Origin of the sequence: Sphingobacterium spiritivorum ATCC 33861 (genome assembly GCF_000143765.1) — a bacterium.
Taxonomy (GTDB): domain Bacteria; phylum Bacteroidota; class Bacteroidia; order Sphingobacteriales; family Sphingobacteriaceae; genus Sphingobacterium; species Sphingobacterium spiritivorum.
The window spans coordinates 1863883-1887941 of sequence record NZ_GL379770.1 but is presented as its reverse complement, the minus strand read 5'-3'; the positions used below and the strand labels follow the sequence as shown (position 1 = coordinate 1887941).

Below are 24059 nucleotides of genomic sequence, written 5' to 3'. Positions count from 1 at the left end.
GAGGATTCACTCCTGTATTAAGCGGTTTCACGGGTAATCGCTTTATAATTAAGGTATTTCTTTTGATCTTCACTTCTCATTTATTTGACCCTACTTAAAGTATCTTAATGAAAAGCAATTATTTCAGTAGCAACACTAAACTCGCATTTCTTTGTTTATTTTCCACTTCGTTACTCGGCTCATGCCAGCTGATGACCAAAATAGGTCTCAGAAAAGATCATTCAGCTCACACCACAACTGTCGATACCACAAAAAAGGACAGTGTAATGGCTTATGCCAAGATTGCTAAGGATGCAAAAATTGATAGCGGCATATTTAATATCCTGTCAAAAGGCAAAGATTACTATTTTGAGATCCCTCTGAATAAGATGGATAAGGATTTTTTGCTGATCAATAAAATTTCTTCGGTACCTTTGGCCCTGAATGAGGCGGGACTGAATAAGGGGATGAATTTTGAAAATAAAGTACTTCGGTTTACAGTTAAGAAAACACGTAATGAAGTGTGGGTAGGTGAAGCAAAGCCACAGGTAGAGGTACCCCGCCAGGATGCCATAGCAAAATCGGTAGCCGATAATTTTACACAATCATTTATAGAATCATTTAAAATTGAAAGCTACAATGCAGATTCTTCTGCTGTGCTTATCAAAGTCAATAAAGTATTCGACGGAACAGAAAAGAGTTTCAATGATGTATTTACGAACCTGGGATTGGGGACATCGCCGAAAAGTTCGCTTTCAAATATAGAACAGATCAAATCTTTCCGTAATAATGTAGTTGTCAGGTCAATTCTCAGCACTAAGGTGACAGAGGGAAATGAATCTGTGCCGATCAGTCTGACGGTGACAAGTAATATATATGAGCTGCCGGATAATAAGATGAAGGCACGCTTTGCGGATCCGCGTGTAGGATACTTTACCACGGCACGTTGGTATTTTTCGGATGCGCAGCAGGAAATGGAAAAACGGGAGCTCGTGACCCGCTGGAGATTAGAACCGAAAGATGAGGACAAAGCTCGTTATCTGGCCGGCGAATTGGTTGTTCCTAAGAAACCTATTGTATTTTATATTGATCCTGCTACACCAAAACAATGGAGAGAGCAGATTATAGCTGGCGTGTACGACTGGCAGAAGGCTTTTGAAGAAGCTGGTTTCAAAGATGCTATTATCGCAAAAGAAGTACCCGAGGGGATGGATTTTGATATTGATGATGCTAATATTTCTGCCATTACTTATGCTGCTTCTCCACAGGCTAATGCCATGGGACCATCTGTAGTAGACCCGCGGACTGGTGAAATCCTCGAGGCGGACGTCATCTGGTGGCACAATGTGATGACTATATTGAATAGCTGGATGCGTGTACAAACCGGGATAATCGATACCGATGTACGCGGAAATTCCTTCTCGGACGAAAAGATGGCGCATGCTATCCGGTTTGTTTCTTCTCATGAAGTAGGACATACCCTCGGTTTAAAGCACAATATGGGTTCTTCTCATAGTTTTCCGGTAGATTCACTTCGTTCGCCGCATTTCACGGAAACAATGGGAGGGACAGCGACTTCCATCATGGACTATGCGCGTTTTAATTATGTAGCACAACCGGAAGACAATGTCAAAGTGATCACTCCGGTTATCGGCTTATATGATAAGTATGCTATCGGATGGGCATACCGCTGGTATGATAAAACAAATCCCTGGGATGAACTTCCGGAATTGAGAAAGGTGATCGAGACGCACCAGCACAATCCGTATTACTGGTACGGTGAGCAACAGGATGGCAAGAATATCATAGATCCGAGGTCTCAATCTGAAGATCTTGGTGATAACGCTATGAAGGCAGGCGAATATGGATTGCGTAACCTGAAACGGACGATGCCTCATATTATCAACTGGACAACAGCTAACGGGGAAGATTACTACCGTGCAGGCAAATTGTATATGGCTGTAATCGGACAATGGTATGCCTATGCTGATCATGTACTGAATAATATCGGTGGGATCTATCTGGAAAATCCGGTAATGGGCGATGGTAAAAGTGCATATGCTCCGGTTCCGCGTGATACACAGATTGAGGCTTTGAAATATCTTAAAAATCAGGTTTACTATCTACCCGAATGGTTATTCAGAAAGGATCTGATAACGAAAACTTTTCCATTGAAAGATAGTCCGGTCGGTCCGTTTGAATATGCGCCTTATAATCTGAAGCGTGAATTCCAATACAGCATTCTTTACAATCTGGTAAAGGATGAGCGCCTGCTGCGTATGACAGAGATGGAGCTGCTGTTTGGCAAAGACAAAGCATGGAGTGTAGAAGAATTCCTGACCGCAGTACGTAAGGATATTTTCCGAAAATCTTTGAACAAAGAAAATCTGGATATAGAGACACGCATGCTTCAGCAAAACTATGTTGATGTATTATTGGTTTCTACCAGCAAGAATATGGAAAAGCTGCAAAGCAAAAAACTACAGATCGTGGATCAGTTTCTGAAAGAAGCCAGACCTGAAATCTGCCCTGTTCATGGAACAGCTCACGGATCGGACAAATCTATCCGCAATGTGCATGTATCGGGCATGAGCAGAACTTCTGAAATGCTGACCAGCAAAAGAGCTGAGTTATTTCAGATCCGGACATTATTGATGCAGGCCAGAAATTCGGGCGATATAGCTACAAAAGCACATTATCAGGATTTATTGGCGAGAATAGCGGGAGTACTAAATACAAAAGATTAAGCAACACAAACACCTAACATGAATAGAATTTTATTATTTCTTTTATTTTCCTGTGCGCAGTTATTATATGCACAGGATGTAATTACCATCAAGGGAAGGGTCCTTGATGCCAGCAGTCAAAATCCGATCAGCGGAGTGACTATCCTGCTGGGAAGCTCAGCGGTCAGTGAGGACACAGGAGTTCCGGGACAGATTCAGCAATCTGCTTTGGGAACTTTAACGGATTCAAACGGAGCCTTTGAGTTGAAAGTGCCTAAAAACACAGCCTTTATTACTGTGTCATTTGTAGGGTACGAAAGCCAGAATGTAAAAGTAAACGGAGGAGAGAAGACTATTTATCTGCGTACGGAAAATCAGTCGCTGGAAGAAGTTATTGTTACGGGGTATACCGATATCAGTAAACGTAAGAATACTACAGCATATAATAAACTGAAGGTTGCTGAGATCAGACAGGCTGGTGTATCCAGTATCGATCAGTTACTGGAAGGAAAAGTAGCAGGCTTGCAATTGAGTAATCTGAACGGGGGGCCGAACAGTGCACCGCAAATCCGTATCAGAGGTACTGTATCATTAAACGGAACACAGGATCCGTTATGGGTAATCGACGGATTGCCAATAGAGGGAACAGCGCTTCCAAACAGTTTTGACAAGGACAATCTGAATAATCTGACCAATCTGCCTATTGCCGGTATTAATCCGGATGATATTGAAGATATCACCGTCCTGAAGGATGCAGCAGCAACTTCTATATACGGAGCACGTGCCGCAAATGGGGTAATTGTGATCACAACCAAAAAAGGTAAAAAAGGACCTGCGCAGGTGCAGATCAGTGCCAACAGTTTTGTATCGCAACGTCCGGATTATAATAAACTGAACCTGATGTCATCAAGTGAAAAAGTTGATTTTGAACTGGCCATGGCAAACAGAGCAGATCTGGATTACCGTGCGGACAGAGGGGCTGTTGCCCGTATTCTTGCGACGGGAAATGAACTGGATGCATTCAGAAAAGGCGGATTCACTGCTTTATCCTCTGCAAGTCAGCAGGCTATCAATACTTTGCGCAATCAGCAGACCAATTGGGGAGACGAGCTTTTTCGTAATGCTGTTAATCAGCAATACACGGCTTCTGTGTCAGGTGGAACGGATGCGCATACATACTATATCTCAGGTGGGTTTTATGATGAGAAAGCTACTACCAAAGGTGTAGATATGCGTCGTTATTCACTTACATTCAGCAACAATTTTAATATCAACAGCAAACTAAAAGGAGGATTAAGCTTGTTGGGATCTGCCACAGACCGACACAATCTGATTCAGGATGCAGATGGCTTTTCTAATCCAAGCAAATATGCACGTACTGCGAATCCTTATTTACAGGTCAGAGATGCCCAGGGGAATTATATATATGACCGGGATATAGAAGGGTTTGAAAAGAACACTTATATTCCTTTTAATGTTATCGAGGAGAGAGAAAATACTTCTTACTCCTTGGCGAACAAAAGCATGAAAGCTATCGCTAATCTGGAATATCAGATTATTCCTTCTTTATCAGTACGTACTGAGCTGGGACTCCAGTTTGAAGAAGTGGGAACTGAACGTTTTGGAGATAAAGAGTCTTATTTTACCAGAAAATTCAGAGAAAATACCCGCTACTACGATAGTCAGACAAAACAATATAAATACTTCCTGCCGGATGGTGGTATTATTGAAAATAGCAGTAAAAGTGATTTTCAATACAACTGGAAATCTTTTGTGCAGTACAACAAGACATTCAACAGTCGTCATGAACTGGACGTCATGGCCGGTACCGAGCTGAGAAGATCAAAAAACACGCTGATCTCGACAAAAGGATTCGGGTTTAATCCTGTGACACTGACTACGCAGAATATTGTATTTCCAAACAGCAACTACCAGAATAACGGATTATACAGACAATATGCAAAAGCAATAGGTGAGACGGCATATGCTTCATTCTATGCTAATGCGTCTTATACATTAGATCGTAAGTATAACGTTTATGGAAGTATCCGCTACGACGGTTCGAATATGTTTGGGGTCGATCCAAAATACAGATTCCTTCCTATATGGTCTCTTTCCGGATCATGGAATGCTTCTGAAGAAGATTTTATCAAAGATATAGAAGCTATTTCTATGCTGAAGATACGCGGATCATATGGTATTCAGGGAAATATTGATCGTAATACATATCCGTTTATTGTCGGAAACTACAGTAATGCAACTTTGCTGCCCGGAAATAATGAACCTACAATCGTAGTGACAGCGCCTGCCAATGACAAATTGCGTTGGGAGCGTACAGCATCCTGGAATGCGGGATTCGATCTGGGATTATGGAAAAACAGACTGGTAGTCACCGTTGATTACTACAACCGTGACAGTAAAGATCTGATCGGTAATAATGATCTTTCATTAGAGAATGGATTTGACCTTGTACAACGCAACTGGGCTTCGGTCAAGAATGATGGTATAGAGCTTTCTATTTCCAGTAAAAATATCAGCAGAGAACATTTTACCTGGTCTACAGATTTCAATATTGCACACAATCGTAACAAGCTGACACGTGTAGTCGCTAATCCTAAAGCATATATGCCTGACGGAAGAGCGGGGTTCCCGATTAACTCTATGTTTGTGCTGGAAACAGCAGGACTGGATAAGGACGGCGTTCCACAATTCTACGGTGATAACGGACAGGTGGTTTCTTTTGAGGATTTCTATGAGCTGTATGATCCATGGGCAGATTTTCTTCCCGGATATAATGTAGCTACTAATATGACAGCAAGTAAGTATCAATCTAAATTTAAGTACAAAGGAAGCCTGGATCCGGAGTTTATCGGAGGTATGACCAACCGGTTCAGATACCATGATTTTGATCTTGCTGTATCCGCCATATTTAATATCAATAGACTGGTAAGACGTACACCTACTTACAATCCTTCATCATTAGACAGAGGAGCGAATAATACACGTGAAATGTTAGCGGTCGTGAAGGGAGAAAGTACATTGCCTGCTCTGGGCAGTTCCAATATTGAGCTGAATGACAGATGGATGGCTTATAGCTGGATGATGGACAATGATCCGATCAATTCCTTCCAGTTTCTGGATATCTGGTCTAAAAAGATGAGCTATGCGCGTATCAACAGCATCCGTTTAGGATATACCTTACCTCAATCGGTTAGCAGAAAGATTCGTTCATCTAATCTTCGCGTGAGTATAGAGGGGCGTAATCTGTTTGTATTCGGATCAGATTATACCGGATTTTTTGATCCGGAGACTTACGGTAATAACTATGCGCAGCCTATATCCAAATCTATTGCTTTTGGACTATCTGCCTCATTTTAACACTTATCTATACGAATATACAACATGAAAAAATATACCACATATCTCTGTCTTTTTTTGATGGGAACAGTTTTCTCCTCATGTGACAAATATCTGGACATACAGCCTGTCGGAACGGTAGTTCCTAAGACTGAGGCCGACTTCAGAGCCCTGATGACCAGTGGCTACCAATCGTTTCCAGCACAAAAATCTTATCTGAACCTCCGGACAGATGAACTGGCATTAGATGAAAATTCTACAGATTTGGCTGCAATACGTGATCTTCATCTTTGGAATGATCGAAATCCGGACGCTACAACATTGCCTTACGCATGGCTGTCCTTTTACAAGACGATCTTCTATGCTAATCATGTTATCTCAAAAGCGGAAGAAGCAGCCGGCAATACGGATGCTGTACAACAGATACGTGCGGAAGCCTATCTGATGCGTGCCTATTCGCATTTTGAGTTATTGAATTCGTATGCTGAGCAATACAATGCCGGTACGGCAGCGACTGATAAGGGTGTTCCGATATCCATTACTATAGATCTGGAACAAAAATTTCCTGCAGCTACAGTCGCGGCTGTATATAAGCAGATAGAAGCGGACATGCAGGCAGGTAATGCCTTATTGAATGTCAGCGATCAGCCTGCAGCTGTAAAATACAGATTCAGCAAGCGTTCATATTATGCTTTTGAATCCCGTTTGAGATTGTATAAAGGAGAATGGAAGGTGGCTATGGATGCAGCAGAAAAGGCTTTGGCCATCAAAGCTGATCTGGTAGACCTTAATAAAACCGGAAGTGTATTACCTAACGATTTTGAATCGGCAGAAATGATTCAGGCCTGGGAAGAGGTTGGTAAATCTAATGTAAGCACATCCACATTTATTTCATCAAAATTATTAGGCTTGTATAACCAAAAAGATGACCTGCGTTTCGCACGATATTTTGGAAAACAGGGAAGCCGTAATTACGTTTCTTTAAAAGGTGGAAATATCCGTTATAATGTTAGTTTCCGAAATGCAGAATTATATCTGATTATTGCTGAAACAGCAGCACGTCTGGGAGACCGGCCTAAGGCTATAAGTGCTTTGACAACATTGTTGAAAAACCGCCTTACACCAACCTACTTTGCGACACGCAACGCTGAACTAAATGCGATGCCGGATGCGGAACTGCTGAAAGAGATCATTACTGAACGTGCACGCGAATTGGCTCTGGAAGGTCTTCGCTGGAACGATATGAAACGTACAGATCGTCCGGAAGTTATACATACATTCTTCGGAAAAGAATATCGCCTTATCCAGAATGATCCGCGCTACGTGATTCGCTATCCTAAGGAAGCAATTGAAAAAAATCCTGATCTATAGTCATATATATGTAGATAGATATCCCCATTCTTTAGAGAGTGGGGATTTTTTTTTAATTTCACGGCATGGCAATTCGTGTACTGATCGTGGAGGATGAAAGCTGGGCTTCAGAGAGCCTGCTGGAAATGTTGACGGAGCTGTGGAACGATGATTATACTGCTGTTGTCAAATCTACTGTCCGGGATGTAATCAGCTGGTTAGGGAAAAATGAGACTGATCTTATTTTTATGGATATCCATCTTGGAGATGGCCTTAGCTTTGATATTTTCAATCATATCAAAATTCAGACTCCCGTTATTTTCACAACTGCATTTGATGAATATGCATTGGAGGCATTCCGTAACCGGGGGTATGCTTATCTGCTAAAACCCTTTGAATTACCTGAACTGAAAGAAGCACTCAGTAAAGTGGAATCGCTTTTGCCGCGTGAGGAGCTTGTACCCCAGTATAAAAACAGATTTCTGGTGCGTTATGGTATCCGGTTAAAATCTGTACCTGTAGAAGACATAGCGTATTTCATGGCTGATGATAAGCTTTTATATGGTTTTTCGGTGCAGGGGGACCGTTTTATTGTAGATGATACATTAAGTAAACTTGCCCCGAGATTAGATCCTGCATTTTTCTTTCAGATCAACCGCAAATTTATAATACATATCCAGTCTATTGCCGAAATGGTAAAGATGAGCCGCAACCGTATAAAACTGCAATTGCACCCTCAGGTACTGGACAATCCGGAGATTATTGTCAGTGAGGAGAAATCCAATGACTTTCAATTGTGGCTCGACAAATAAATCCAATTCATTTGATAATCTCAGGGTCAGGAAACATTCAGGTCGTTATGTATCAACTAATTTCCTGAAGAAATTAGTTGATCCGGAATTCTTTATATTTTCTTCAGCTACATGCGGATTACCATATAATATCTTGCTCAAGTTTGTTACAATTTAACTCTTGATTGACGTAAGGGAATAGAGTAATGTAAAAATAATAGATGAATACAGTTTAATTAGTCATATTATGAGTAATGGGTACCGTCATCTTATGATGATAATAATAGGTGACTTATAATAATGATAGTTAATAAATTTTATGTTAATTAATTAATACGATTGTATTCTCCTTATTGCATATGTTCGTCCTGTCTTTATTTTTTTATTATAGATTATACAGAGAAGAATTGTCTTTTATTCAGATAATGTTGTAATATTTCATTCTGAAAATGAGTACCATAATTTTTACTTTTTAGATTTCTTCTTTAATTTGTGTACGGTAAACTTAAATTTTTGATCCTTGGTCATATATGAAATATCCAGTTCCTGAAAAGCAGATTCTACTCGCATTGAAGAATGGGAATGAACGTGCATTTGAGCGTATTTATGAGCAGTATTTTCAGTCTGTATATCTGTTTGTACAAGGGTATGTCAAATCTCCGGATCTGGCTCAGGACATCTGTCAGGAGATATTTATGAAAGTTTGGGACAACAGGGAGCGGTTTGTTAAGGTATTATCTTTCCGGCACTATTTGTTTACGCTGGCCAAAAACCATACACTCAATCACCTTAGAGCAATTTCCAGATCAAATGTATCGATGCAGGAATTACTCCGTTATTATCCGTTGGAAGAGCAGACTACTGGGAATAGTCTGCAAGAAAAAGAATACGAAAAGTTTATTCAACGGGCTTTCGAAAACCTTTCTCCAACAGCAAAACAGGTTTTTGACCTCTGCAGAGAAAAACAAATGACCTATGATCAGGTCGCAAAGGAAATGGGATTCAGTAGAGATGCCGTCAAAAAATACATGGTGCAGACCATGAAAACATTCAGGTCGCTGATATCCGGACCTCTTGATATTCATTTCTGTGTACTCCTTTGTTTTTCAGTTGATTATATTTTATTTAAATAAAATATAAAATATCCGGTACCCTAAACGCTTTTTGTGGTGTCTTATACCAAAGGGCTCATCTCAAACCTTTACAGATAACCAATTTCATGGATAATAAAGAATTTTACAAACAACTGGTACAACGTTATCATAGCGGTAAAGCTAATGAACAGGAAATTGCTTTGTTTCTGGAATTGCTAAGAACGGGGCAGATTGATGATATTGTAAAGTGGCATATGGAGGAGCAGTCAGGTATTGAAACAAAAAAGACACAAAGAACCCGTTATTATCATTTGTTAAAATACGCAGCAGCATTATTGTTATTGACATTGACTGGAGCTGCATTATTATATAACTGGTATGAGAGAGAGAGGAAGATTGAGGTAGCGCTGATGAATAATATTGGCCCGGCAATCTCAAAAGCTACTTTAAAATTAGCAGACGGTCGTCATATTATGTTGGATTCTACATTCGGAGAGTTGATTATTCAGGACAGTATAATTAGAGATCAATCGGGAAAAATGGTACATCAGGGGGAAAATGAATATTATGAAGTTCATGTACCTAAGGGAGGCACATTTCATCTTAGCCTCAGCGATGGCTCAAAAGTATGGCTTAATTCGGGTAGTACACTTCGGTTTCCGCAAAAATTCGCAGGCAATCTTCGTAAAATTGAGCTGAAGGGAGAAGCGTTCTTCGAAGTCAGAAAACAGTATGCTGCTGATGGTGAACGTATTCCTTTTGTCGTACATACTTTAAAACAGACGGTGGAGGTATTAGGAACCAGTTTTAATGTCAAAGCTTATGGAGAGGAGAATGAGTCTGCGACTTTATTCACCGGACTTGTCAGACTCAAGAATAATACAAATAACCATGAAAAAATGTTGTCCCCGGGTACCAAAGCAGTTTTGGAGCGGAATGGTGAGTTTAAGGTCGGAATAGCTGATCTGGAAGAAGAAGCAAGTTGGCGGTCAGATGCTTTTCTATTTAATGAAACTCCGATAAATGATATTTTAAATCAGTTGAGCCGATGGTATAATGTGGATATGGAATTTACAGGTTCTGCTGAGTACAAGTTTAACGGATATCTGCAGCGAAATGTATCTCTTGGAGACGCATTGGAAACATTAAAAGGAACAGGAGAGCTTGACTATCAGTATCAGAATCATAAAGTAATTATAAAACAGAAAAAAACTAAATAGCCTATGCATCATAAATAAACTATAAAAAAAGGAAAACGGTGAAGTTCCAGCAACACCGTTTAAATCCAGTTCAATTGACTAAAATAGAGATAGTCAGTATTAATCAATTTATAAACTAAACCAAGCAAATGTATGAATTTAATCATATCATTCAAACAGTCTTTTGGTCTGAAACAGATTTTTCGCAGATCATTAAATAAAAAACCTGTACTTTGGATAAAGTGCACAACTCTGTTTTTGTGTCTGATGCTGTGCCATATATACAGCAGTGCCTATTCACAAAATATCAACCTGTCTTTTAAAAACGAAAAATTAGGCAAAGTATTGAGATCAATCAGTCAGCAGAGTGGTTATAGAATCTTCTATAACAGTGAGTTGCTGAAAGGAACAAAACCGGTTAGTATAGATATAAAAGCCGGCACATTAAACAAAGTGCTGGACCTTGTTTTTGTCGATCAACCGCTGAACTACAGGCTGGAAGGCAAATCTATTCGGATAAGCAGACAAATTCCTGTAAAGACTATGGCAATCAATACTACAGGTGAAAATTTTCAGGAAACGATCACCGGTACAGTCACAGACAGTATGGGCAATAGTCTTTCAGGAGTTACCGTAAAAATAAAAGGAACAAACAATATTACCTCAACGGATGCGCAGGGATATTTTAAGCTGGCAAGAGCCCAACAGGGCAATGTTACATTGGTCTTCTCCTATATTGGATACCAAACGTTTGAAAGTATATACACCGGTAGCCCCTTACATGTCGCCATGAAAACAGAGATTTCTGACCTTGCAGAGATTGTCGTAATCGGTTACGGAACAGTGAAAAAATCCGATCTGACAGGATCTGTTTCTACTATATCTGCAGCTCAGCTGGGACAGGTCAACGGTGTATCTAACGTAGCACAGGCCTTACAGGGACATGCGCCGGGTGTACGTGTCAACCAGGCTTCTGGTCAGCCGGGTGAGGGCATGAAAATACAAATACGAGGCACAAATTCTCTGGCAGCGAGTAATGACCCTCTGTATGTGGTGGATGGGATGATGCTGGACGGACTGACGGCACAGATTAATCCAGATGATATCGAAAGCGTATCTGTATTAAAAGATGCCTCTTCAACAGCCATATACGGATCACGAGGTGCTAACGGTGTGATTATGATCACCACCAAGAAAGGTGCATCGGGAAAGACAAAAGTTTCCTATAATAACTACTTAGGAGCTCAGGTGCTTCGCAAAAAGATCGATGTGATCAATGCAACGGATTTTGCTACGTTGCAGAATGAAGTGGCTGTTAATGACGGCAAACCACTCCCGTGGACACAGACACAGATAAATGAACTCGGAAAGGGAACAGACTGGCAGGATCTTGTTTACAGAACGGCATCTGTACAGACACACAATCTGAGTCTGAGTGGCGGCAATCAGGATACCAAATATTTTACTTCATTTGGTTATTTCGATCAGGATGGTATTATCCGTAATTCCGGATTCAAAAGATTGTCTCTACGTAGCAATATTGATCATAAGCTGTTTGATAAAGTCAATCTTATTACGAATTTATCTATTCAAAATTCAGCTTATGACCGTGCTCAATACCAAAGCGCGGATGGGGGAGGAGGAATTCCATGGTCATCTATGGTATTACCACCTACCATGCAGGTATATGATGCTGATGGCAATTACACAAAGTTTACAGGTGTATCCTGGGGTGAGACCAATCCGGTAGGTCTCTCTGAAAACTGGAAGAACAGAAGCAATAATCTGCGTATTATTGGTAATGTGGCTGTTTCTTATGAGATTATAGATGGGCTTAAATTAAAACTAAGTGCAGGCCTTGATCACGCATATAATAAACGGGATACTTATTATCCTGGTAATATAAGCCTTGGCCAGCGAACTGTAGATGGCAAGCCTGTATTTGGAATAGCAAACAAACTGTATGGCAGCTCAACCACTTTTATTAACGATAATATTCTGGAGTATCAAAAACAATTTGGAGATAAACATAAACTGGATGCGTTGGTTGGTCTGACCTATCAGACAAGTAAGAATGACGAACTTAACAGTGGTACCGGGATAGGTTTTGCAAGTGATACCTATGAAACTTCTAATATACAATCTGCTATTACAAAGGCACTTCCTTCTTCTACATTTGGAGACAACAGATTACTCTCTTATATGGCGCGGGCGAATTATTCCTATGCAGATAAATATTTTTTTACGATATCCGGCAGAAGGGATGGTTCATCCCGTTTTGGAGCAAATAACAAATATGCTTTTTTCCCGTCAGCTGCAGTTGCCTGGACAGTTTCTAAGGAGGATTTTTTAAAAGATAACACTACCTTATCTCTCCTGAAAATCAGAACTTCCTATGGAGAATCCGGTAATCAGGCTATAGCTAACTATCAGACTTTGGCAAATGTGTCTGATAGGGATGCAATATTTAATAATCAGATAAATACAGGGTTTATTCTGGCTGCACTTGAAAATGCGAATCTGAAATGGGAAACAACCCGCCAGTATGATATTGGAATGGATATGGGATTGTTTAACAACAAAATTCAGATCGTAGCCGATTATTATAACAAGCGTACTAAAGATCTGTTGTTGAATGTCACTTTGCCTGGATCCGGTGGATTTGGCTCTGTATTGCAGAATATTGGAGTGGTACAAAATAAAGGCTTTGAATTTCAGATTTCTGCTCAACCACGATTGGGTGAACACCTGAGGTGGAATCCTTCTTTTAATATCTCCCTTAACCGCACAAAAGTTCTGGATATGGGCGTAGACGCTTATGGTAAACCGGTTACATTCAAAGAGATCGGAACTGGTGGCAACTGGTTTCCGACTATCGTGGGTCAGTCTATGATGCAATTGTACGGATATACGGTAGAAGGAGTTTATCAGACTGATCAGGAAGCCGTTGCTAACGGAGAACCATCAAAGAAAGCCGGAGATTACAGATTTAAGAACTGGGATGGACAGGGAACCGTTAATGATCAGGATGACCGTACAGTTCTGAGCCGGTTGGAGCCTAAGTTTACGTTTGGTTTTAATAACGGGTTTACCTATAAGAATTTTGACTTTTCATTTTTGATGGTAGGTAGTTACGGAAATGATATTGTAAATGAATTCAGAAAATACAATATCTCACTTAATGGTAGTTGGGCACCTACTCAGGAAGGTTTTGACAATCGGTGGAAAGGAACAGGGCAGGGCAATACATTTGACAAACCCAGTGCAAAGAGTGGTAGTCCGATTCGGGATTATGCAAACTCTCTATGGGTAGAAAACGGATCGTATCTGCGTCTTCGTGATATTACACTGGGATATACCTTACCTTTAAGCGTCACAGACAGGCTGCGCATTTCAAAGGTTAGAGTATATGTAAGTGCACAAAATTATCTGACCATAACCAATTATAGCGGTTTTGATCCTGAAGTTTCCTGGGCGTCAGCATCAGTAAACGGATGGGACAGAGGTAATTATCCTGCTACTAAATCAATTACGGCTGGTATTAGAGTGGATTTTTAAAATTTTAAGAACATGAAAACGATATATAGCATATTTATATTACTTTTTACACTTCTGGTACAGAGTTGTGAAAGTACTTTAGTAGAAAAGCCTCAAACGATTTTAAGTCCGAATCAGTTTTTTCTGAATCCCGGAAACTATGAGGCCTCAGTAAAAGGTATCTACAGTGGCTTGCCCATGTATATTCCTTTTACATATGAAATGATTACAGATCTTTATGCAGCTCCTTCTGCACAGGCAGAACAGGCTTTACCGATTTATAACAATCAGCCTACACCGTCTTATTATAATGCGCGTGATGCATGGAACGGCCCGTATGCGGTAATCAAAAATGCCAATTTTATCTTAAAGTATCTTCCTGATGCTCCTTTGAGCAGTACGCAGGTCACAAATCTGACGGCTGAAGCCCGTTTTTTGAGAGGATATGCTTTCTTTCAACTGGTACAGTTGTTCGGTGATGTGCCGATGCCTCTGAAAGTGGCTGAAGATTATAGTAGTCTGCGCTTACCCCGTACGCCTCAGGCAGATGTATACAGTCAGATTCTTCAGGATTTGCTTTTTGCAGAAGCCAATCTTCCGGATAATGCTCCACAGCAAGGTCGTGTATACAAACTTGTAGCTACTGCTTTGCTGGCCAGAGTATACCTGACAATGGCCGGTAATCCGCTAAATCAGACACAATACTATGCAGATGCACTGAAAAAATCTACGGATGTCATCAAATCCGGTAAGTTTACACTGGTGGCAGATTATGCTAATGTATTTCATAAGCTTGCGTATACCACAGAATCTATCTGGGATAAACAATATGTAGCGGACCGGGGAGGTAATTTCCTGCATGGCAGCTCTTGTACAGCTCCCGGATTTACACCTACACTAGTGCCTTCAGATAATTTTATCAATAGTTTTCCGAAAGGAGACAGGCGGTTGTCTTGGGGAATTATGATTAATTACCCGGCTCCCGGCGGACCATTGGCGAGACCATTTTTCCATAAATTCGTAGATGAATCATTGATAGACAGGGGAGTATTGCCATCGGGATCACTTGTGTCTTATGCCATTCCTTTAGTGCGTTATGCTGAAATGTATCTGATAGCCGCAGAAGCAGAGAATGCGGTTAACGGACCTGCACAAGCGTATCAATATATTAATGAAATACGCAAAAGAGCGCGGATAGATAAAAATGATCCTACAAATGTCCCAGACTTGCAAAATCTGAGTAAAGAGCAGTTTCAGCAGGCAGTATGGAAGGAGTGGGATTGGGAGATGCATCAGGAAGGACTATCATGGATGATCATGAAGCGTACAAATACATTCAACCGTATACAAATTCAGCGAGGTAATACCCTGACAGTTCCTGTAGGGCCGTATAACCAGACATGGCCTATTCCGATAGAAGAGATAACGAATAATAATATCCCACAAAATCCTTTGTATCAATAAATATTTTTAACTTTAAGTATGAACTACGCCTTAACTTTTATTGCCCGCTTGTTAGTATTATATATAGTATGCACTGCCGGAGGAGCTGTGGCAGTAAATGCGCAACCCGCAAAAATTAAAAAAATATATGTAGCCAAATCCGGCCGGGATAATAATCCCGGTACAATAGCACAGCCTTATGCTACTCCAAATGCTGCATTGCAGGCAGTATCAAAGTTGAAAAAGAACGGATATAAAGGAACTGTTGATGTCATTATCAATGAAGGAACTTACTATTTGGATCGATCTCTGGATTTGAGTCATGAAGAATCCGGATCACAGCATGCTCCGCTAACGATCCAATCTGCTAAAGGTCAGCGGGTAGTCCTTAGCGGGGCAATACCTTTACTCCTGCAATGGAAACCTGGACAAAACGGGCTCTGGACAGCTCAGGTGCCTGAAGGAATCCGTTTCCAAAGTTTGTATGCAAATGGTAAACAGCTGATCCGTGCAAGATACCCAAACTACGATCCTTCAATCCTTCCTTTCAATGGCTATGCAGCCGATGCTATCAGCCCAGAACGTGTCAAAAACTGGAAAAATCCGGAGGGTGCAATTGTACATGCTCTTCATATAGGCAGATGGGGGGGATTTCATTACAAGGTGACAGGAAAGGATGCCAATGGGAACTTACAATTAGAAGGTGGACTGCAGAATAACAGACCTAGCAAGATGCATGAGACATACCGGTATGTGGAGAATGTATTTGAAGAGTTGGACGTAACCAACGAATGGTATCTGGATGAAAAGACATCTACCTTATATTACATGGCTCCCAAAGGCACAAATCCGGCACAGCAAAAACTGGAAGCTTCGATACTGGAAAATATTATTACCCTGTCCGGAAGTAAAGCAAAGCCGGTTCACGATATTCATGTGAAGGGTATACAATTTGTCCACACGGCTCCGACATTTATGAAGACAGCTGAACCTTTACTGCGTAGTGACTGGACAATATACAGACAAGGGGCTGTACTGATCAGCTATGCTGAGCGTTGTCAGTTGTCAGGATCAGATTTTTATGACCTGGGCGGTAACGCTGTATTTGTTAGTGACTATAACAGAGAAGTCATTATTGCTGATAATCTGATAGAGCGGATAGGTGCAAGTGCGATCAGCTTTGTAGGTAATCCGGATGCGGTCAGATCACCTGCATTTCGTTATGAGAAGTTTGTCCCGGAGACAGAGATAGACACAGTAAAGGGGCCGAAATCAGATAATTATCCTTCGGATTGTGAAGCAAGTAATAATCTGATCCGAAATATTGGTCTTATCGAGAAGCAGGTAGCCGGCGTGCAAATATCCATGGCATCGGCTATTCGTGTGCTGCACAATACGATCTATGAAGTACCACGGGCAGGAATTAATATCGGAGACGGGACATGGGGTGGACATGATATTGCACATAATGATGTGTTCCGTACCGTACTGGAGACCAGTGATCACGGAGCATTCAACTCATGGGGAAGAGACCGGTTCTGGCATCCGGACCGTAAGGAAATGAACAGACTGGCTGCCGCACATCCGGAATGGGTCACTTTGGATGCTGTCACGCCCACATTGATACGTAACAATAGATTTCAATGTGATCACGGATGGGATATTGATCTGGATGACGGATCTACAAATTACCAGATTTATAATAACATATGTCTGAGTGGCGGTTTGAAACTCCGGGAAGGATTTTACAGAAAGGTATACAATAATGTCATACTCAATAATGGATTTCATCCGCATGTATGGTTCAAAAATAGCCATGATGTATTTCGCAATAACATTGTGATGCAATCCCATCAGGATATTCAGGTCAACTATTGGGGTGATACTGTAGATTATAACTACTACACGAATGTAGCGGATTTGAAGAAAGATCAGGCCAAAGGTGTAGATGCACATTCCGTATTGTTTGACGGAAAATTTGCTAATTCAGCAACAGGCAACTTCAGTGTAACGGATCGTATTCCTGTAGGTTTCAAGAACTTTAATACTTCCGATGTCGGTGTTACAAGTCGAAGACTGCTTGCTAAAACTGTGAAGCCCGAAATACCACAAGTGAAAATACAGAAAGAAGAGCTAAAAAATCAGATCGTAAAATGGGGTGGAGGGGAGTTTAAGTCAATCGAGACATTAGGCGAACAATCAGCTGCGGGACTTCCTGAAATTGCCGGTGTATTAGTTGTAAAATTAGATGAAAACAGTACCGCTTTCAAAAGCGGACTTCGGATTGCTGATGTTATTGTCTCCTGTCAAAAAGAAACTACAAATACTGTTGCAGATTTTAACAGGATAGTCAAAAGAGATACATATGCCGGACAGCTAAACATAAAAATTTACCGGAATCAGGTTAAGCAGGATTTGGTACTTAAGTTGTGATATAATGAGTTGAAAGTTGAATAAAATCATAAAGTTTGATTTATTAGCTGACTGTTATTACAGTCAGCCCTTATAATAAAAGGCACGTTATTTAATCTGAAATAACGTGCCTTTTTTATGCTCTATGGATGGATTATCGGTGTTTTTTTTATTTATTAGCTATCTGAATATCTGTAAGATTATTGATGAACACTTTATTGGATATAATATCAGTTCTATAATAAACTCACAAATGGCAATTTGACAAAATACTTTATTTGATCATAATCTTAGTGCATACTGGTGGTAATATCTTACTTCAAAATCCAGATAGAATAAGTTAATTCAGATGTTACATTTTTACTTTTTCCTGATTTTATTGTAGTTTGATTTCTACATTTTTAAAATATTTAATCCTTTTGGGCCTGAGTGTATATGCCTCGGTTCTTATCCGTTTAATACTGTTGGAAATAGTGTCTATATATACCTATGCTGCTTTTAAGCTATTATTCTGCTGTAATATGATCTTCTAATACAGTCTTTTGGCTTTGCTTTTTACATTTCCTGATTAAAATATTATACAACCGGTTGCATATGTCTGTTGTTCATGGATGTAATATTTTGTTATTTCGAAATTATTAAATGAGGGAATAATTTTTTAATGGAAGTGGACATGGCAGCATTTGAAAATTGGGATGACCATAGGTTGATGACCGAGTTGAAGACTAATAGTGAATTAGCCTTCAATGTTATTTATTTTCGATATTCCATAATACTCTATCGCTATGCTTTTAATATTCTCCGGGACGAGGATGAGTGTACCGATGTTGTTCAGGAAATATTTGTTTGGTTGTGGGAGAACAGGGAGAATCTGCATATTTCTAATCTCAAGTCTTATTTGATGGCGGCTGTAAGATATAGAATGATAAGGGTGATAGCAACGAGTAAGCGTAAGGAAGAAATTCTGGCAAGATCGATTTCCGGTACAGCTTTACACGCAGATGATTTTCTTGAAGTAAAGGAACTAAAAAATTTTATTACCGACTTTACAGCTTCTTTACCACTGCGTGCGCGGGCAACTTTTCAACTTAGCCGGGAGCAGTATCTGAGTAATAGGGAAATTGCTTTAGAATTAGGTGTTTCAGAAAAAACAGTTGAAGCACAAATGACAATCTCCCTAAAAAAACTCAGACTGTATCTGAACAGAATGTTTGGATAAATTATTTTTTTAATTGTCTTAGGGGATGCTCATTCCTTATGTCTCTTACATTATATAACCAAAGTGCTGATCAAACTGTAAGGCATAAGATCATGACCGATAAGAACAAAATCAGAGCTATCATTTCCAGAATTCATAAAGGAGATTATTCGGATGAAGATCTGCTTCAATATAATGCCTGGTGTAACAGACAACAGGATGTTGACGAAGAGAGTGATCTTTCGGATAAAAGTGAGCAGATATTCAGGTCTGTTAAAAAAAGAATTAACGGAAGAAAACATCGAAATATTGTTGTCCGGACAGCAGCTGTTGCCGCCTCTGTTTTATTCTTCTTTTTACTGCAGTTGCTTTTGAAAAATGATAAAAATATTGATTCCGGAGGCAGCATAGCAATGATCCATGAGCATCAGATACCGAAAGGATTTCGTAAAGCTGTGTTGACATTGTCTGATGGAGATACCATAGATCTGATCAAAGACAGAGCACAGAATCGATTCATTCAGGATAATAGTATAACTTCTGTTTCCCCAGATAATATTGTCAGGATTTACGATACGCAATCAGACACTGATCGAATGGAGGTAAGCTATAATACGCTGGCTACTTCAAGAGGTCAGCAGTTTAAGATCATATTGTCTGACGGAACGAAAGTTTGGCTTAATGCAGCTTCCTCAATCCGATATCCGCTTAGTTTTTCACATCAGAAAGAAAGGAAAGTGGAACTGATGGGCGAAGCTTATTTTGAAGTAACGAAGAGTGAACAGCAACCTTTTATTGTGACTTCCCGTAATCAACAGGTAAAGGTTCTGGGGACACACTTTAATATCAATAGTTATCCGGATGAACCTCTTGTCAAAACAACATTACTGGAGGGTGCGGTAGAGGTGAATCAAGAAATTGTACTTAAACCGGGAGAGCAATCCCAGGTAGACAAGACCAATTATGCTAGTAAGATCAGAGTCGATCCGGAGATAGTCACTTCCTGGAAAAACGGATACTTTGAGTTCAGGAATGAAAATATATATGAAATTATGAGAAAGGTGGTACGGTTTCATGATATACAAGTCGCATATGAAGGCATTATCCCTTTAGATGGAATGAGCGGACAGATTCGTATGGAAGATGATATCGTAAAAATATTAGATATTCTCGGCTCTACCAGTCTTCTGAAGATTACACAAGATGATAACAGAGTTAACATCTGTAAATACTGATAAATAAACACACAACACACTTCACACTAATTATTCTAAAACTAAATTTAATCTTATATGAAACATAAAGACTAATCCCAATTCCAGGTAATGACCGTAGAAAAAGTTGTTTTCCGGTCTTAAGCATTCGCCCAGATGCAAGAGAATGCGAGTTAAATATCCAATTTTTAAATTATAAACCATTATGAGGAATCCTATATTTGCCCAAAAAGGACAGTATCTTAATTTGTCATTTACAGGCACACGTTTTTCAGGAAAGAAATATCTTATGAGCGTAATTGTCGTTACATCAGCGCTTCAGCTAACTGCAACTGCAAGTGCACAAAAGATATCACTTAAAGAATCAAATGCTTCGCTTGAAAAAGTCGTTAAGAGTCTTAAAACTAAAACAGGTTATGATTTTTTCTATGTAAACAGTCATCTTGAGGGAACTAAACCTGTTAATATAAATGTTAAAGACGGATCTATTAAGGAGACGCTTAATGAACTTGTAAGAAATCAGCCACTTACCTATGAGATAAAGGGTAGTACGGTCGTTCTGCGACGTAAGGAAAAGGCTGCTTCAACTATTGCTTCTGTAAAACAATCAAAGTCAGAAGTGGTTACGGGGATTGTTAAAGATGAAAACGGAAAGCCTCTGCCTAATGTCGTAGTACGTGTAAAAGAAAGTAATAAGGTTGTGCAGACGGACGCTTCCGGAAAATTTACTATTGAAGTGTTATCCGGACAGACATTGATCATTCGTCATGTGAGTTATCAGACTAAAGAGATTACTTATACAGGCGATTCTCATCTTGAGATATCGTTATCTGCAGCTAGTAATGAAATTTCTGAAGTTACTGTGATCGGTTATGGAGCTATTAAATCAAAAAATGTTACCGGTGCTATCGCAAAGGTTGAGGCAAAAGATCTTAATTTAAGCGTTGCTTCCAGTTTTCTGCAAACTTTACAAGGAAAAGCAGCCGGAGTACAGGTTATTCAGGAAACAGGTCAGCCGGGCGCAGGTGTGAAGGTGCAGATCCGGAGTAATCCATCTTCTGCTAATGCAGGTGTACTGTATGTACTGGATGGAGTACCTATAAATGATAATGCAGGGCAACCTAACATGGCCGGAGGAATAGGCTCCAAATATGTATCCGGTGGCGTAGATAAATCACCGTTAAACTTTATCAATCCCAATGACCTCGAGTCTATACAGTTTCTGAAAGATGCCAGTGCGGCTTCTATTTATGGTGCACGTGCCGGAGCAGGGGTTGTATTGTTGACAACAAAAAAAGGTAAAAATGGAAAGTCAGCACTTGAGTACTCTGGTAGTTACGGAATTCAAAATGTCGATAAAATGTATGAGGTCTTCGGCACTAAGGAATATATGCGACAACGTAACCTGCTGAAAGAAGAAGTCTGGTATATGAAGAATGGTGTAGGACCATATTATGGCAATAAAGATGCATCTGCTGTAAAAGATCCTTTTGTACCAATCTATACACAGCAACAGATTGATAATGCGGTCGATGCACAAACCGCTACAGAGGCTATTATCCGCAGAGGCTACACGCAGCAGCATAATATTTCCATGTCCGGAGGTAATGACAAGACTCACTATTTTGCATCGGGAAATTACTTTGATCAGCGGGGTGTACTGATAGGTACTGATTATAAACGGTACAATGGTCGCATAAATCTGGAGCATCAGGTATCTGATAAGGTGAATATAGGAGCGAATATCATAGTGTCCAACTCCCTTGCTAATAATACCGTCACGAATGGACAATTTGAAAATGGCGGTATAATTACTGCAGCTATTTACTGGTCTCCGGATGTACCGCTGCGCGATGATAAGGGTGGTTATCCGATAAGCCCATATTATGGAGCTATTCCTAATCCGCTGTCTTATGAGACGGTTACGGATCTTACCAAGTCAAATAGGGTGCTGACCAATGCATATGGAGAGTGGAAGATTATGGAGGGATTGAAAGCAAAAGCCAGTTTCAGCTATGATCAGTCAAATGCGAAACGCTCTAATTATTTTCCCAGAACATTTCTTTACGGTAGTCAGTCTAATGGCGCGGCGTCTATCGCCCAATCCGAATCACAATCCAAACTATTTGAATATACGTTGAATTACGATAAGAATATAGGTGAATTACACCATTTGAACGCTGTTGCAGGATATTCTTTCCAAAAAACAAACTGGGAAGGATTTAATGCCGGGAATCAAAATTTTCTATCGGATTTAGTTAGCTATTTCAACTTGTTCTTCGGACAGTCTGACAAACCCGTGGTAGGTTCATATAAAAGTGAGACAACCTGGGCTTCTTATTTTGCACGGGCTATCTATACTTACAGAGACAACATTACTTTACAGGCATCTGTGAGACGAGATGGGTCATCCATTTTTGCGAAAAACAAAAAATGGAGATATTTCCCTGCAGTATCTGCAGGGTGGGTACTATCTGATGAGAACTGGCTAAAAGACGCTACGGTTGTTTCTTTCCTAAAATTGCGTGCCGGATATGGCGAAACCGGAAACAGTTCTTTCGGTTCTTCAGCATTTGAACAATATTTATCAGGAGTAAATGGTTATTTCGGACCCAATAACGTAAGTTCAGGCCTTATAAAAACGCGGGATGCCAGCCCAAATCTGACCTGGGAAACTGCTGGAGAATTTAATGTAGGTACCGATTTCGCTCTATTAAACAACCGACTATCCGGTTCGGTAGATTATTTTAATAAAACCATTCGTAACCTGATTGTATTTATTCCTTACTCTAAGGGATTTATTATTGAAGGTGTATTTGGAAATGCCGGTAAGACCCGATCTACAGGATATGAGATCAGTCTGGAATCCAAAAATATACGGGAGGAAGATGAAGGTGGATTTAGCTGGTCTAGCCGTATAAATCTTTCTCATTACAAGAATTACTGGGTAGAGCGCACGGATATGGCTTTAAAAAGTCTTAAGGCATACGAGATCGCGACAGGCAGTAATGCCTTATACAATCCCATCTATGGTTTTGTAGCTGATGGTTTCTTTACTGGTAAATTTGGTGAAGCACCTGCGCATATGCCGGGAATGCTGCCGGGAGGAGTAATTATTAAAGATATTAATGGATTTGATACCAACGGTAAACTAACAGGACAGCCGGATGGAAAAATCACTGATGCAGATAAGATGTTATTAGGTAATGCTGAACCAACACTCAACTTTGGTTTGGGAAATACCTTTCATTATAAGGGATTTGACCTGAATATCTACCTTTCTGGTCTGAAACAAAAACGATGGTCTCCTGTTCCCGGAATTCGTGCAGGGGATGGAAGTATGAATGGCTTCGGATGGAATGCTATGCCTACACCAGAACCAGTCTGGAGTATTTTTAATACTGATGGAACAATGCCTACTTCGCTCAGCGATCCCTCTTATGGAGGATATCAGGGGGCATCCACATACTGGTTGATAGACGCTACTTTTCTTCGTGCCAGAAATATCACTTTGGGTTATTCATTTCCTAGCAACTGGATCAGTAAGCAAAAGGTGTTTTCCAGTTTGAGAGTTTCCTTTGATGTACAGAATGCTTTTACAATTACAAAGTATCCTGTTTTTGATCCGGAACTAAGAATGGATAACTTTTATCCGATGGTAAGAAGTTATGTCTTTGGTCTAAATGCTTCATTCTAATTAAAACATACAACGTGTTAACAGTCAGCAGGGTCAATCCTAATCACTATTTATACGTTTAA

General features: G+C 40.1%; 12 protein-coding genes. All 12 read left to right on the top strand.

The genetic code is table 11. From position 1 onward, the window contains the following. Positions 1-107 precede the first annotated feature (107 nt). The 12 genes from HMPREF0766_RS08265 to HMPREF0766_RS08210 all read left to right on the top strand — a co-directional run bounded on the left by HMPREF0766_RS08265 (position 108) and on the right by HMPREF0766_RS08210 (position 23997). Complete coding sequence (locus HMPREF0766_RS08265) at positions 108-2726, top strand: zinc-dependent metalloprotease (protein ID WP_236590494.1); 2619 nt, start codon at positions 108-110, stop codon at positions 2724-2726. Positions 2727-2744: 18 nt separating this feature from the next. After that, complete coding sequence (locus tag HMPREF0766_RS08260; protein ID WP_002995573.1) at positions 2745-6083, top strand: SusC/RagA family TonB-linked outer membrane protein; 3339 nt, start codon at positions 2745-2747, stop codon at positions 6081-6083. A gap of 24 nt (positions 6084-6107) precedes the next feature. Continuing rightward, positions 6108-7433, top strand: coding sequence for a RagB/SusD family nutrient uptake outer membrane protein (locus HMPREF0766_RS08255; RefSeq protein ID WP_002995572.1), 1326 nt, complete (start codon positions 6108-6110; stop codon positions 7431-7433). A 65-nt stretch (positions 7434-7498) separates the two neighbouring features. After that, positions 7499-8224 (top strand): LytR/AlgR family response regulator transcription factor, encoded by a 726-nt coding sequence (locus HMPREF0766_RS08250; RefSeq protein ID WP_002995571.1) that lies wholly within the window; start codon positions 7499-7501, stop codon positions 8222-8224. Positions 8225-8733: 509 nt separating this feature from the next. Next, positions 8734-9336 carry an RNA polymerase sigma factor gene (locus HMPREF0766_RS08245; RefSeq protein WP_002995570.1) on the top strand — a complete coding sequence of 201 codons (603 nt, stop codon included), beginning with the start codon at positions 8734-8736 and terminating at the stop codon, positions 9334-9336. 86 nt (positions 9337-9422) lie between these two features. Next, the gene (locus HMPREF0766_RS08240) at positions 9423-10517 is read left to right on the top strand and encodes a FecR family protein (protein ID WP_002995569.1); all 1095 of its coding nucleotides are present in this window, start codon (positions 9423-9425) and stop codon (positions 10515-10517) included. 132 nt (positions 10518-10649) lie between these two features. Next, positions 10650-14054 carry a TonB-dependent receptor gene (locus HMPREF0766_RS08235; RefSeq protein WP_002995568.1) on the top strand — a complete coding sequence of 1135 codons (3405 nt, stop codon included), beginning with the start codon at positions 10650-10652 and terminating at the stop codon, positions 14052-14054. A gap of 12 nt (positions 14055-14066) precedes the next feature. After that, entirely contained in the window at positions 14067-15497 is a 1431-nt protein-coding gene (locus HMPREF0766_RS08230; protein WP_002995567.1) for a RagB/SusD family nutrient uptake outer membrane protein, read from the top strand. Between the two features lie 18 nt (positions 15498-15515). Continuing rightward, on the top strand, positions 15516-17909 hold the full coding sequence (locus tag HMPREF0766_RS08225) for a PDZ domain-containing protein (RefSeq protein WP_002995566.1): 2394 nt from the start codon (positions 15516-15518) through the stop codon (positions 17907-17909). A gap of 652 nt (positions 17910-18561) precedes the next feature. Next, positions 18562-19107, top strand: a complete 546-nt coding sequence (locus HMPREF0766_RS08220; RefSeq protein WP_115388702.1) for a sigma-70 family RNA polymerase sigma factor — start codon at positions 18562-18564, stop codon at positions 19105-19107. Positions 19108-19199: 92 nt separating this feature from the next. Next, positions 19200-20321, top strand: a complete 1122-nt coding sequence (locus HMPREF0766_RS08215) for a FecR family protein (protein WP_037460027.1) — start codon at positions 19200-19202, stop codon at positions 20319-20321. A 184-nt stretch (positions 20322-20505) separates the two neighbouring features. After that, a complete protein-coding gene (locus tag HMPREF0766_RS08210) occupies positions 20506-23997 on the top strand; it encodes a TonB-dependent receptor (protein ID WP_002995560.1) in 3492 nt (1163 codons plus the stop codon). Positions 23998-24059 lie beyond the last annotated feature (62 nt).

Excerpts from the sequence above, each read along its gene's own strand:
- HMPREF0766_RS08260 (WP_002995573.1), top strand. The coding sequence starts at position 2,745 with ATGAATAGAATTTTATTATTTCTTTTATTTTCCTGTGCGCAGTTATTA.
- HMPREF0766_RS08220 (WP_115388702.1), top strand. The coding sequence starts at position 18,562 with ATGGCAGCATTTGAAAATTGGGATGACCATAGGTTGATGACCGAGTTG.
- HMPREF0766_RS08225 (WP_002995566.1), top strand. The coding sequence starts at position 15,516 with ATGAACTACGCCTTAACTTTTATTGCCCGCTTGTTAGTATTATATATA.
- HMPREF0766_RS08245 (WP_002995570.1), top strand. The coding sequence starts at position 8,734 with ATGAAATATCCAGTTCCTGAAAAGCAGATTCTACTCGCATTGAAGAAT.
- HMPREF0766_RS08210 (WP_002995560.1), top strand. The coding sequence starts at position 20,506 with ATGAGGAATCCTATATTTGCCCAAAAAGGACAGTATCTTAATTTGTCA.
- HMPREF0766_RS08265 (WP_236590494.1), top strand. The coding sequence starts at position 108 with ATGAAAAGCAATTATTTCAGTAGCAACACTAAACTCGCATTTCTTTGT.
- HMPREF0766_RS08255 (WP_002995572.1), top strand. The coding sequence starts at position 6,108 with ATGAAAAAATATACCACATATCTCTGTCTTTTTTTGATGGGAACAGTT.
- HMPREF0766_RS08230 (WP_002995567.1), top strand. The coding sequence starts at position 14,067 with ATGAAAACGATATATAGCATATTTATATTACTTTTTACACTTCTGGTA.
- HMPREF0766_RS08240 (WP_002995569.1), top strand. The coding sequence starts at position 9,423 with ATGGATAATAAAGAATTTTACAAACAACTGGTACAACGTTATCATAGC.
- HMPREF0766_RS08235 (WP_002995568.1), top strand. The coding sequence starts at position 10,650 with ATGAATTTAATCATATCATTCAAACAGTCTTTTGGTCTGAAACAGATT.
- HMPREF0766_RS08250 (WP_002995571.1), top strand. The coding sequence starts at position 7,499 with ATGGCAATTCGTGTACTGATCGTGGAGGATGAAAGCTGGGCTTCAGAG.
- HMPREF0766_RS08215 (WP_037460027.1), top strand. The coding sequence starts at position 19,200 with ATGACCGATAAGAACAAAATCAGAGCTATCATTTCCAGAATTCATAAA.